Source organism: Streptomyces sp. GbtcB6 (assembly GCF_019091475.1).
GTDB classification, from domain to species: Bacteria; Actinomycetota; Actinomycetes; order Streptomycetales; family Streptomycetaceae; genus Streptomyces; species Streptomyces hyaluromycini.
On the sequence record NZ_JAGXJL010000036.1, the window covers coordinates 51292 to 64632 of the forward strand.

Annotated in this window: 7 protein-coding genes; 5 read left to right on the forward strand and 2 right to left on the reverse strand. The window is 70.3% G+C overall.

Annotated features, from left to right (window positions below; all coding sequences use genetic code 11):
* Positions 1 to 78 precede the first annotated feature (78 nt).
* The gene (locus tag KVT45_RS40225) at positions 79 to 3639 is read left to right on the forward strand and encodes a choice-of-anchor D domain-containing protein (RefSeq protein WP_217554324.1); all 3561 of its coding nucleotides are present in this window, start codon (positions 79 to 81) and stop codon (positions 3637 to 3639) included.
* A gap of 79 nt (positions 3640 to 3718) precedes the next feature.
* On the forward strand, positions 3719 to 5692 hold the full coding sequence (locus KVT45_RS40230) for a discoidin domain-containing protein (protein WP_217554325.1): 1974 nt from the start codon (positions 3719 to 3721) through the stop codon (positions 5690 to 5692).
* An 86-nt stretch (positions 5693 to 5778) separates the two neighbouring features.
* Here KVT45_RS40230 and KVT45_RS56865 read toward each other — a convergent pair whose 3' ends face one another.
* On the reverse strand, positions 5779 to 7506 hold the full coding sequence (locus KVT45_RS56865) for a xylosidase (protein WP_254648061.1): 1728 nt from the start codon (positions 7504 to 7506) through the stop codon (positions 5779 to 5781).
* 153 nt (positions 7507 to 7659) lie between these two features.
* Between KVT45_RS56865 and KVT45_RS40240 the strand changes: the two genes are divergently transcribed.
* Positions 7660 to 8196, forward strand: a complete 537-nt coding sequence (locus KVT45_RS40240; RefSeq protein ID WP_217554326.1) for a GNAT family N-acetyltransferase — start codon at positions 7660 to 7662, stop codon at positions 8194 to 8196.
* Between the two features lie 77 nt (positions 8197 to 8273).
* Positions 8274 to 8771 carry a GNAT family N-acetyltransferase gene (locus tag KVT45_RS40245; protein WP_308311011.1) on the forward strand — a complete coding sequence of 166 codons (498 nt, stop codon included), beginning with the start codon at positions 8274 to 8276 and terminating at the stop codon, positions 8769 to 8771.
* Positions 8772 to 8930: 159 nt separating this feature from the next.
* Here KVT45_RS40245 and KVT45_RS40250 read toward each other — a convergent pair whose 3' ends face one another.
* The gene (locus tag KVT45_RS40250; RefSeq protein WP_217554328.1) at positions 8931 to 9362 is read right to left on the reverse strand and encodes a VOC family protein; all 432 of its coding nucleotides are present in this window, start codon (positions 9360 to 9362) and stop codon (positions 8931 to 8933) included.
* Between the two features lie 166 nt (positions 9363 to 9528).
* On the opposite strand from KVT45_RS40250, the gene KVT45_RS40255 reads away from it, so the two are divergent.
* On the forward strand, positions 9529 to 13290 hold the full coding sequence (locus KVT45_RS40255) for a hypothetical protein (protein ID WP_217554329.1): 3762 nt from the start codon (positions 9529 to 9531) through the stop codon (positions 13288 to 13290).
* Positions 13291 to 13341 lie beyond the last annotated feature (51 nt).

Here is a 13341-nt window from a genome sequence, read left to right on the forward strand (position 1 = left end):
TCCCCTTGCGCCACGTCCCTCCCTCTCTGGCGGTGTCAGCAGGGCATTTCCGGCATGTCCTGATGAAAGGAGTGGTAAGTGTTCCATTCCATCCGAGATCTGAGACGAGCCCTCGTCTGGGCGGTCAGCACCGCGATGGTGGCTGCCGTCGGCATCGTCGCTCTGGCCGTCCAACCCGCCCTGGCGGCGGCCGCCGCCACCGGCGGCAGCGGCGCGAGCCTGCCGTACGTCGAGGTGCAGGCGGAGAACTCCGCCACCAACGGCACACCCATCGGCCCGAGCTACACCCAGGGCCAGTTGGCCGACGAGGCGTCGTACCGAAAGGCGACGACGCTCCAGGGCACCGGCCAGTACGTCACGTTCACCACGCCGGTGGCGACCAACTCGATCAACTTCCGGTACAGCATCCCCGACACCTCGGGCGGCTCGGTCTACACCGCCGCGCTGTCCCTGTACATCAACGGCGTCAAGCAGCCCGACTTCACCCTGACCAACGCCTACAGCTGGTACTACGGCAGCTACCCCTTCACCAACACGCCGGGCAGCAACCCGCACCACTTCTTCGACGAGGCCCACCGCCTGTTCTCCACCACCTATCCGGCGGGCACGACCTTCAAGCTGCAGGTCGACTCGGGGGACACCGCCTCCTCCTACACCATCGACTTCGCCGACTTCGAACAGGTCGGCGCCGCCCTGGCCGCCCCCTCCGGGTCGGTGTCGGTGACCAGCAAGGGCGCCGACTCGACCGGTGCGGCGGACGCGACCAGCGCGTTCAACGCCGCGATCAGCGCGGCAGGACCCGGCGGCACCGTGTGGATCCCGCCGGGCACCTACAACATCCCCGGCCACATCAGCGTCAACAACGTCACGATCGCCGGCGCCGGCATGTGGTACTCGACCGTCACCGGCACGGCCCCCGGCTTCTACGGCAACTCCGCACCCTCGGCCAGCACCGGCGTGCACCTCCAGAACTTCGCCATCTTCGGCGATGTGCAGGAGCGCAACGACAGCGCCCAGGTCAACGGCATCGGTGGCGCGATGAGCAACTCGACCGTCTCCAGCGTGTGGATCGACCACATGAAGGTCGGCGCCTGGATGGACGGTCCGATGGACGGGCTGACGTTCACCGGCATGCGCATCCGTGACACCACCGCCGACGGCATCAACTTCCACGGCGCCGTCACCAACTCCAAGGTCACCAACAGCGACATCCGCAACACCGGCGACGACGGCATCGCCACCTGGGCGGACTCCGGTATCGGAGCCGACGCCAACGACACGATCTCCAACAACACCGTGTCACTGCAGATCCTCGCCAACGGCATCGCGATCTACGGCGGCCACGACAACACCGTCAGCGGCAACCGGGTGGTGGACAGCGGCATCACCCAGGGTGGCGGCATCCACGTGGGGCAACGTTTCTCCTCGACGCCGGTCGGCACCACCACGATCTCCGACAACACCATGATCCGGGACGGCAGCCTCGACCCGAACTGGCAGTTCGGTGTCGGCGCGTTGTGGTTCGACGGCAGCCAGGGCGCGATCACCGGCCCGATCAACGTGACCAACGCGCTGATCCAGCAGAGCCCGTACGAGGCGGTCCAGTGGGTCGAGGGCACCATCAGCGGGGTCAACCTCAACAACGTGACCATCGCCGGCACCGGAACCTTCGCCCTGCAGGAACAGACCGGCGGCGCCGCGAAGTTCACCAACGTCACGGCCACCGGCGTCGGCTACTCCTCCCCGGTGTACAGCTGCTCGGTCGGAAGCTTCACGGTGACCGACGGCGGCGGCAACTCCGGTATCAGCGGCACGCCTTACTGCGGAGGGTGGCCGGCTCCGGTCTACCCGCCCTACCCGTCCGAAGGCGTGACGGCCACCCCCGGCGCGCTCAACTTCGGTTCGGTTCCCACCGGTTCGACCAGCGATGCACAGACCGTCACGGTCTCCAACCCGACCAGCACCGCCGCGTCCGTCTCGTCGATCTCCACCAGCGGTGACTACTCCCAGACCAACACCTGCGGCTCGTCGATCGCGGCGAACGGATCATGCACCGTCAGCGTGAAGTTCGCGCCGACGGCGACCGGCAGCCGCAGCGGCACTCTGACCGTCAACGCGGGCGGGGTCACCAACACGGTCACCCTCTCCGGTACCGGCACCGCGCCCGGCCCGGTCCTGAACACCGACCCGGCGAGCCTGGCCTTCGCCGCCACGGTGGTCGGCTCCTCGGCCGACACACAGACGGTGAAGGTGACGAACTCGGGCACCACATCGGCGACCGTCTCGGGCGTCGCGGCGACCGGCGACTTCAGCCAGACCAACAACTGCTCCACTCTCGCGGTCGGCGCGTCCTGCACGGTGACCGTCGGATTCAAGCCCACCGCCGGCGGATCGCGCACCGGCAACCTGACCGTCACCAGCAACGCCAACAACAGCCCGACCGTCGTCTCCCTGACCGGCAGCGGCATCGACAGCGCCACCAACATCGCCGCCGGGCGGCCGGCGTCGGCGAGTTCGAGCAACAGCCCGTACGTCGCCTCGAACCTCACCGACCCGGACGCCTCGACGTACTGGGAGGGCACGAACGGCTCGTTCCCGCAATGGGCCCAGGTCGACCTCGGCCAGAACTACAGCGTCGGCAAGGTCGTGCTCAAGCTCCCGCCGGCGACGGCGTGGTCGGCTCGCACGCAGACGCTGTCGGTGCAGGGGTCCACGGACGGCTCCAGCTTCTCGACGATCAAGGCATCGGCCGGGTACACCTTCGACCCGAACTCCAACAACAACACGGTGACCATCACGTTCAGCGCCGCCACGGCGAGATACGTGCGGGTGAACATCACCGCCAACACGGGGTGGAACGCCGCCCAGTTGTCGGACTTCGAGGTGTTCCCCAGCGACGGCGGCTCCTCGAACGCGACCCTGTCGGCCAGCCCGACCTCGTTGACGTATGCCACTCAGGCGCTCAACACCGCGAGCAGCGCGCAGACGGTCACGGTGACCAACACCGGAACCGCGGCCGCGACCGTCTCCGGCATCACCGTCACGGGCGACTTCTCGCAGACCAACACCTGCGGGGCGTCGATCGCAGCAGGGGCCTCCTGCACGGTGGCCGTCACGTTCACGCCCACCGCGTCCGGTACCCGCACCGGCGACCTCGGCATCGCCAGCAACGCGTCGAACGGCACGACCACGGTCGCGCTGACCGGCACCGGGGCCGGCACGGTGAGCAGGAACCTGGCAGCAGGCGCGGCCACCACGGAGTCCAGTCACACCGACGTCTACCCGTCGTCGAACGTGACGGACGGCAACCAGGGCACCTACTGGGAGAGCGCCAACAACGCCTTCCCGCAGTGGGTCCAGGTCGACCTCGGATCCGCGCAGAGCGCGAGCCGCGTCGTCCTCCAGCTCCCCGCCACCTGGGGCGCCCGTAACCAGACGCTGTCCCTCTCGGGCAGCACCGACGGCTCAAGCTTCTCGACGATCAAGTCGTCGGCCACGTACACCTTCGACCCCACCACCAACAACACGGTCACCATCACGTTCACCGCGACCACCCAGCGGTACTTCCGGGTGAACATCACGGCGAACAACGGCTGGCCGGCCGGCCAGGTCTCCGAGTTCCAGGTCTGGAACACCTGACCCGATCGGTCGGTGCCGCCGGGCGCGAGTGCGCCCGGCGGCACCGACCACCGAAGGCCACTCGACCAGAGGAGTCCAGATGGGTGTCACACGCAGAGTCTTCTTACGGGCCGCGATCGCGGCCACCGCGGTGGGAACCGTGGGCGCCACCGAAACCGTACTCGCCCAGCCCGCGTCGGCGGCCAGTTCGCCGGGCGACGTCGTCGGCAAGATCAGCGTCGGCTACCAGGGCTGGTTCGCCTGCATCGGCGACGGCGCGCCCATCAACGGCTGGTGGCACTGGAGCCAGAACTGGGGCCAGTCGCCGTCCCCGACCAACACCAACATCAAGTGCTGGCCCGATGTACGTGACTTCGCCAAGACGTACCAGACGTCGTACGCCGCCCTCGGCAACGGCCAGCCCGCCACGCTGTTCTCCTCGTACGACCAGCAGACGGTGAACACCCACTTCCTGTGGATGCAGCAGAACGGCATCGACACCGCCGGCCTGCAACGCTTCAACCCCACCGGCGGCGAGGGCCCCACCCGCGACGCCATGGCGACCAAGGTGCGCAGCGCCGCCGAGTCGTACGGGCGGAAGTTCTACATCATGTACGACGTCTCCAACTGGACGAACATGCAGTCCGAGATCAAGACGGACTGGACGAACAAGATGTCCGCGCACACCGCGTCCTCCGCCTACGCGAAGCAGAACGGCAAGCCGGTCGTCTGCATCTGGGGCTTCGGCTTCAACGACCCCAACCACCCCTTCACCGCCGACGCCTGCCTCGACGTCGTCAACTGGTTCAAGGGCCAGGGGTGTTACGTCATCGGTGGCGTCCCGCGCGAATGGCGGACGGGGACCGGGGGCTCGCAACCCGGTTTCCTGGGCGTCTACCACGCCTTCAACATGATCTCGCCGTGGATGGTCGGCGCCATCGGGAACGTGACCGAGGCCGACAACGCCTACAACACCTACACCGTCCCCGACCAGGCCGACTGCAACGCCAACGGCATCGACTACCAGCCCTGCGTCCTGCCCGGCGACGTCTCCGGCCGGCAGCGCGCGCACGGCGACTTCATGTGGCGGCAGTTCTACAACATGGTGCGGGCCGGGGTGCAGGGCATCTACATCTCGATGTTCGACGAGTACAACGAGGGCAACCAGATCGCCAAGACCGCCGAGACCCAGGCATGGGTGCCCACCAACTCCGGATTCCTCGCCCTCGACGAGGACGGCACCGCCTGCTCCTCCGACTACTACCTGCGCCTGACCGGCGACGGCGGCCGCATGCTCAAGGGGCAGATCGCGCTGACCGCCACCCGCCCCACCCAGCCGGTCGTCCCCACCGGCGGCGACACCACACCGCCCGCCGCGCCGGGTGCCCTGACCGTCACCGGGCACACCAGCAACTCCGTCTCGCTGGCCTGGAACACGTCGACCGACAACGTCGGCGTGACCGGCTACCGCGTCCTGCAGGTGTCCGGCTCGACCAGCACCCAGGTGGGCACCACCGGCGCCGCCTCGTTCACCGTCACCGGACTCGGTGCGGCCACCGCGTACACCTTCGACGTCATCGCCTACGACGCGGCGGGAAACGTGTCGCAGCCCTCCAACCAGGTCACCGTCACCACCGATCCCCCTTCCAGCACCACCAACCTCGCCCTGCACCGCCCCACCTCGGAGAGCAGCCACACCCAGGTCTACGCCTCGTCCAACGCGACCGACGGCGACACCAACACCTACTGGGAGTCCGCCAACAACGCCTTCCCGCAGTGGGTCCAGGTCGATCTGGGCGCTTCCACGGGCGTCAGACGGATCGTCCTCAACCTCCCCCCGGCAACCGCCTGGACCACCCGCACCCAGACGATCTCCGTCCAGGGCAGCACGGACGGCGGCACCTTCGCCCAGCTGCTCGCCTCGGCGGGCTACACCTTCGACCCGGCGACCGGCAACACCGCGACCCTCACGCTCCCGTCCACCGCCACCACCCGCTACCTACGGCTCACCTTCACGGCGAACAACGGCTGGCCGGCCGGGCAGGTCTCGGAGTTCCAGGTCTTCGGCGCCTGATGCCCGACCGTCCCCGCCGTCCTGGCCGGCGCGTCGTGCCCACGCCGTCTGCTCGACGCGCTCGGCCAGGACGGGCGCGGACGCGCCTAGACCGTCGTCAGGTCGAACTGCTCCCAGGTCCCGATCGCGGTGCGGTTGGCGATGAGCGGGTCGGCGCCGCCGTTCTCGGCGGTCACGTACTTGCCGTCGGCGGCGGCCAGCAGACTGACGGTGCCGTTGGAGTTCTTCACCAGCTGGAAGGTCTCGTAGCTGCCGATGGCCGTGCGGTTGGCGATCAGCGCGGAGGCGCCCGCGTTGTCCGCGCAGACGATCCGGCCGTTGGCGCGTGAGCGCAGTGCGATGTTGCCGTTGCCCAGGTCGATCTGGTCGAACTTCTCCCAGGTGCCGGCCGAGTCCCGGTTGGCGATCAGGGCGGAGGCGCCCGCGTTCTCGGCCGTCACGTACTTGCCGTTGGCCCGCGCCTTCAGGGTGACGGTGGCGGTGGCGGGGGTGCCGGCCGAGGTGCCGTTGACGTAGGGGGTGGTGGGGCGGGTGGCGGTCAGGGCGAGGTCGCCCTTGAGCATGCGGCCGCCGTCGCCGGTGAGGCGCAGGTAGTAGTCGGAGGAGCAGGCGGTGCCGTCCTCGTCGAGGGCGAGCAGGCCTGCGTCCGTGGGGACCCATGCCTGGGTCTCGGCGGTCTTGGCGATCTGGTTGCCCTCGTTGTACTCGTCGTACATGGAGATGTAGACGGCCTGCACCCCGGCCCGCACCATGTTGTAGAACTGCCGCCACATGAAGTCGCCGTGCGCGCGCTGGCGTTCGGAGACGTCGCCGGGCAGGACGCAGGGCTGGTAGTCGATGCCGTGGGAGGCGCAGTCCGCGACGTCGGGGACGGTCGCGTTGGTGTAGAAGTTGTCCGCGTCGGAGGAGGTGCCGATCCGGCCGACCAGCCACGGCGAGATCATGTTGAGTGCGTGGTAGACGTCCGAGAAGCCCGAGCGGGAGTCGCCGGTACCGGTGCGCCACCAGGTCGGTACTCCGCCGATGACGTAACAGCCCTGGTTCTTGAACCAGTTGATGACGTCGAGGCAGGCGTCCGCGCTGAACGCGTGCTTGTCGTCGTTGAATCCGAAGCCCCAGATGCACACGACCGGCTTGCCGTTCTGCGTCGCGTACGCCGAACTGGCCGTGTGCGCGGACATCTTGTTCGTCCAGTCGGTCTTGATCTCCGACTGCATGTTCGTCCAGCCGCTGACGTCGTACATGATGTAGAACTTCCGGCCGTAGGCCTCGGCCGCGGAGCGTACCTTCTGCGCCATGTCGTCCCGCGTCGGGCCCTCGCCGCCGGTGGGGTTGAAACGCTGGAGGGCGGCGGTGTCGATGCCGTACTGCTGCATCCACAGGAAGTGGGTGTTCACGGTCTGCTGGTCGTAGGAGGAGAACAGGCCCGGAGCGCGGCCGTTGCCGAAGTTCGCGAAGGCGGTCGGGTACGTCTTGGTGTAGTCGCGGATGTCCGGCCAGGCCTTGATGCCGTTGTTGGACGGGGAGGGGGTCGAGGCGCTGTTGGGGGCCCAGTGCCACCAGGCGTTGATCGGCGCGCCGTCGCCCTTGCAGGCGAACCAGCCCTGGTAGCCGACGGTGACCTTGCCCACGACGTCACCGACGGCGCCGGCGTTCGCATCGGCCGCCGAGGCGAAGCGGCGGACGCCGAACGTGCCGAGTGCCGCGATCGCGGTGCCGCCCGCCGTGGCGCCGAGCAGCTTGCGGCGCGTCCAGGTCGGAGCGCGGTGGGAGAGGGGAACGGAGGGCTCCGGGGTGGGAGAGAAGGTGTCCATATGCAGGGAGGGTCCGCCGCCGGCGCCGCCGTAACAGAAACCGCGCGAGATTCTTTAATCGAAGATCAGCATGGTGCTGCCCCAGCACCGGGCGGCGCGGATCGGCTGGGGAATGGCTTGGCCCGTGCCCGGTGGAGAGATCACCATGTGGGGATGTCTGAGAACCGATCGTCCGTGGCACCGACTGTGGTGCGGCTACCCGGCTACACGAAGGCTGACCAGGAGGAGATCCTTGGCACCGGCGATGATCCCTTCGGTGTCGCCTCGACCGGTCTGACCTGGCTGCCGAAAGAAGACCACTTCGGCATCAGACACGACGACCGGCTTGTGGCACACGCCGGCCTGCTGCGACTGCCTGTCGCGATCGACGGTGCCGAGACAGAGGTGGTGGGCGTCGGCGGGGTGGCCGTCGCACCCCGCATGCAAGGGCGGGGGCTGGCGCGGCTCGTCGTCACAGCCGCACTGGAGCACGCCCGCACGATGGGTCCTCGGCACGCACTCCTGTTCTGCCGACCTCCCCTGGTGCCGCTCTACCAGCGCCTTGGATGGCATCCGCTCGACAGGGACGTACTCGTCGAACAACCCGAGGACCGCCTGGTCACCATGCCACTGCGGACCATGGTGACCCCCCTGCGCGACGACGCCCGCTGGCCCTCAGGGGCAGTGCGGCTGTTCTCGCTCCCTATGTGACGGGCCGTGACGGGCCGTGATGGGCTGTTGCGGCGACTGCCCCGGTCGGGGCGGCGGCGAGTCCTATGCTCGGACGCGTGATCGAGACCGGGCGACTGCTCCTGCGGCCTCTGCACGTGTCCGACGTGGACGTCTTTGTCGAACTCCATGCGGACCCGCAGGTCAACCGTTTTGTCGGGTCCTACTCGCGTCAACGGGCACTGGAGCGACTCACCGCGATCGAACGGCAGTGGACTGAGCGAGGCCATGGCCTGTGCGCGATCGAGCTGAAGTCGAGCGGGGAGTTCATCGGCCGAAGCGGTCTGCAGTACTGGGAGCAGTTCGACGAGGTGGAACTGGGGTGGACCCTTCGAGCGGATCACTGGGGTCACGGGTATGCGACCGAGGCCGCTCAAGCATGCCTGGAGTGGGGGTTCGCCACGCTTGACGACGCCTACTTCACGGCTCTCATACGGCCGGGCAACGAGGCGTCGGCCAGGGTGGCCGAGCGCTTGGGGTTCGCGCCGCGGCGAGCGGACCTTCTGCAGGGCAACCCGGTCACGGTGTACGCCGTGGACCGTCCGGCCGCCCCTTGAGGACACTGCCGGAGGTCACCGTAGCCGGCTCCTGACAGCTGATACGGGAGGGTAGCGCTCCTTCCCGTCAGAGGACTCACCCGTCCGTCCGGCGAGCGGTACAGGTCGGTCGGCGCGGGAGGAGCCGCTGGGACACGTCCGACCTGCCGTTCGCGATCCTCAGTCGAGACAGAACTCGTTGCCCTCGATGTCCTGCATCACGATGCACGAGTCGTCGCCGCCGTCGTACAGCAGTCGCACGCGCACCGCGCCGAGCGGGAGCAGCCGTGCGCACTCGGCCTCAAGCGCGGCCAGACGCTCTTCCCCCAGGAGTCCGGTGCCGACCCGCACGCAGAGATGCACCCGGTTCTTGACTACCTTCCCTTCGGGAACGCGCTGAAAGTACAGACGAGGGCCCACACCCGAGGGATCGGTGCAGGCGAACCATGAACCCTGTTCCTCGGCAGGCAGGGAGCGCTCGTAATCGTCCCAAGTGGCGAACCCCTTCGGCGGCGGCGGTACGACGTACCCCAACACCTCGCACCAGAAGCGAGCGACGCGCTCGGGTTCCGCGCAGTCGAAGGTGACCTGGAACTGCTTGATCGAAGACATCGGCGCACCATAGCAGGGGGTCTCCGGCGCTCATCTCCCGGTGCGGATCCGCATGTTGCCGGGAGCACCGCCCCGCCGGAATGCCGTTCTCTTGCCTGTCTGCTGCCTCGTTGCCGGGCGGGACGCTGTGCGCATACTTCGGGAGGCCGGAGCTGGGGGGATCGCATTGGGCAGGCTGCTTGTCGTACCCGTACATCTGGACGCGCTCTGCCTGGCGGGGGAGCGCCAGGTCACGGAGCCATTCACGGACTTCACGCGGTTGCCGTACCAGGACCCCGCCGACGGGCACGACCACCAGGCGGACCTGCCGTACGTCAGCGAGACGCTGCTGTCGGTGCCGTTCCAGGACCAGGGGTTCCGGCTGAAGGCGGGCGTCCATCTGCACTGGTCGCTGCCCGACGCGCTGACCCGGCTGGCCGCGTCGCAGGACACGGCGGGTGCGGCGGGTGCGGCGGGGGCGGCGGGCGCGGTGGACGGGGGGCCGGTGGGGCCCAACCGCTGGCTGGTGACCCGCAGCGCGGGCGGCGCCGTGGCACAGCAGTGGGTGGTCGAGAGCGACTTCCTGGCCGAGGACAACGCGGGCGGGGTGCCGTACCCCTGTATCGCGGACCAGATGGACGGGCCCGAGCGGTTGCCGTACCGGCTGCTGGGGCGCCGGGTGCCGCTGACCGCCTGGCGGCCGGCGGGGCGGACCGGCTCGGCCGACCCGGCGGAACGGGCAAGGTATCTGCGGGCGTTGACGGCGGTGGGCTACGGGGAGCCGACGTTCGCCTCGTTCTATCCGCACTGCCACAGCGTGTTCGGGCTGCACGACCCGGAGTTCCAGGGGGTGCCGCCGCAGGACGTGACGTACGACGTGCTGGGCTGGTACGAGGACCCGGGCCAGGACGTGCTGGCGGCCGCGCTGGGGGCGCCACGGGATGCCGGGACCGGCTGGGCCGACGTGCTGCGCACCGCCCTCGGCTGGACGGCCGCGGCGGACAGCGGCGCCGGACCGGACCGGATGGTGTGCTGGGGGCGGATCGCGTTCGCGCCCGGAGCGCAGGAGCTCCAGGACATCGCGGTCGACGACACCGGGGTGTGGGTCGGCAACACCCCGACGGAGGCACTCGCGGCCCATCTGGGCGCCGCGCTCGGCGACACCGGCCTTTCGGCCGACGACCTGGAGAACCTGCTGGAGGCGCTGGCCTTCGCCGAGGAACTGGAGTCGGCGCCGCTGGACGTCGGGCTGAAGCTCCTGGAGGCCCGGCACGCCGACACCTTCCGGGCCGTGCCGTCCGGGAACCTGTGGACCGTGACGGACGACCGGGCCGGCCAGAGCGCGGACGCCGACCTGACCGCCCTGCCGCGGGCCGCCGGCACCGCGCTGAACACGCTGAACACCGCACAGGCGGCCTGCGACCGGGCGGCCGCCGAACTCACCGGACTGCGCCAGGAGTTGTACGCCGACTGGTACCGCTACATGCTGTGCGTCTACCCGCCGGACACCAGCCGGGACAGCTACCCGGACCCCGACCAGGTGCTCTTCCACCTGAGTCGCCAGGCCGCCGTCATCGCCCGCCGTGCCGCCCGAGCCGAGGCCCTGGGGCGGGACCGCGACGCCGCGCGGGCCGCCGCCGAGGCCGTACTGCCCGACGGCTACCGGCTGCTGCCGGGCCCGGCCCCGCAGTACTACCTGCCGAACGAGCCCGTGGTGCTGCTCACCGGCCCGGCCGCGACTCCGTCCGACCGCTTCGGGCAGGACGGGCTGCTGGAGTGCCAGGTCATGGACGGCGCCATCCCCGCCGACGCCGATTCCGAGGCCGTCGGGGCCCTGCGGGACGCGGTGGCCGCCCTCCCCGGCCTGGCCGCGCTCACCCGTGTCTGGGAGACGCAGCCCTGGCATCCGCTCCTGCTGCACTGGGAGGCGGAGTTCTTCCCGGCGGGCCCGAACGGCAACCTCGACCCGGCCGACCGCGACTTCCGCACCGACTTCATCACCGCCGCCTACACACTGCCCGCCGACCAGGCCGAACTGCGTCCCCGGGCGCCGGGCGGGGCGGTGCTGGCCAAGGGCGCGAACGTCTACACCGGCGGCGCCGTGCTCTCGCCCTCGGCCCGGCCGCTGCTCGCCGCCCGGATCCTGCGCTACCTGGCCGGGCCGGTGCTGGCCGCGCTGGACGGCACCGTCACGGAGGACGCGTTCACCGCCGACCCGGAGCCGGCCCTGGACCGGTTCCTGGCGTCCGGAAAGGCCGATCAGCGGGCGGTCACCCTGGTCGCCGTCCACCGTCATCTGGCCGCCAACGAACAGAACAACCTCGCCCAGGCGCTCGGCGGCTTCGACGACGCGCTGCTGATGCGGCGGCTCACCCGCCAGCTGCCGGTCGCCGACCCGCTGGGCTTCCCCGACCACCGGGCGGTGACCGAGACCGAGGTCGCCCCCGCCGTGGCCGGCGAGAGCCGCTACACCCCGCAGCCGCTCAGCGACTTCAACCCCATCAGGGCCGGAGCGCTGCGGCTGCTGCGGCTCCGCATGGTCGACACGTTCGGCACCGTACGGGACGTCCCCGTCGAAACCGTCGGAACAACCAGCCAGTTGAGGGTCGCGGGGCATCCCGGCTGGGTCGACCTGCCGCCCCGGCTGGCCCAGCCGGCCCGGCTGTCGCTGCGCTGGCTGGACGCCGACAGCGACCTCGCCGAGATGAACGACGTCCCCGCCACCTCGCCCGTGTGCGGCTGGCTGCTCGCCAACCACCTCGACGGCAGCGTGGCCGTGCACGCCGCCGACGGGAGCGCGCTCGGGGCGGTCTACGCCCTGCCCGGTGTCCCCGGCCCGACCGACGTCCCCGGGCCGACCGGCGACCCTGGGCCGACCGGCGCCCCCGCCCTGTGGCAGCCCGCCCCCGGCCGGGCCCCGGTGCCGGTGGACGGCATCGGCAACCCGCACCTGCGGGCGGTCGTGGTCCGGCTGCGCGACTCGGGCCCCGACGGGGTGGCCGCCTTCCTGGGCACCCTGGACCAGGCGCTGGCCGCCATCGAACCCGAGGACTACGCCCTGAACCGGAACCGGGCGCTGCTGGTCAGCCGCCCGGTGGCGGTGGTCCGGGCCACCGTGAGCCTGGAACTGGCCGGGCGCCGGGCGGTCCACCAGGACTGGAACGTCTTCCGGCAGGACCTGCGCCGCAGCGGCAGCGAGTCCAACGGCTTCACCCGGGTACGGTTCCCGGTCCGGCTAGGCGACCACGGACGGCTCGGTGACGGGCTGGTCGGCTACTGGCCCGAGGAACCCGACGGGCGGCTCGGCCCGGTGCTGCACGCGGTGACCGACGGGGACGAGACCGAGGACGCGGCGCTGTTCCAGGCGATCGACGCCCCGGTCCAGGCGCTGACCATGCTGGTCGACCCGCGCGGCGCCGTGCACGCCTGCTGCGGCATCCTCCCGGCGAAATCGCTGCGCATCCCCGACGCCCACTACCGGGACGCCCTTGCAGCGCTGGAGATCGCCTTCCTCACCGCCCCCGTGCTCGGGGACGGCACCGCCGCGGCCCCCGACCTCCCGCTGCCGGACGAGCCGGGCTTCGTCTGGTGCTGGCTGGAGCGTGACGCCCCGTCCGGCACCGGCTGGCTGCGCACCGGCAGCGAGCCGCTGATCGACCGGGCCGCGGTCCTGGCCGCCTTCCCCGGCGAGCCGTCCCTGTGGCGGGAGTTGGCCGACGCGGGCTGGCTGGCGCCGCTGGACGACGACACCGCACTGGTCACCCCCGCCGAACAACGCCCCCCGCTGCCCGCCGCGTTGACCGGCCACGCCGACGCGCTCACCGTACTCCTGGAACGGCCCGCGCTGGCCCAGCCGCGCCAGGACGCCTCGTTCGCCGCCCGGCCCACCGCCCGGGAAGGCTGGCTGACCCTGCGGCCCCGCCCGACGACGAACGCCGACCGGCAGTGACGAGCACCCATCCGAACGAGACGAACGCCGACCGACAGTAGGGACGCAGAC

Coding starts and splice junctions, on each gene's coding strand:
- KVT45_RS56865 (WP_254648061.1), bottom strand. CDS start 7,506: ATGGACACCTTCTCTCCCACCCCGGAGCCCTCCGTTCCCCTCTCCCAC.
- KVT45_RS40250 (WP_217554328.1), bottom strand. CDS start 9,362: ATGTCTTCGATCAAGCAGTTCCAGGTCACCTTCGACTGCGCGGAACCC.
- KVT45_RS40230 (WP_217554325.1), top strand. CDS start 3,719: ATGGGTGTCACACGCAGAGTCTTCTTACGGGCCGCGATCGCGGCCACC.
- KVT45_RS40240 (WP_217554326.1), top strand. CDS start 7,660: ATGTCTGAGAACCGATCGTCCGTGGCACCGACTGTGGTGCGGCTACCC.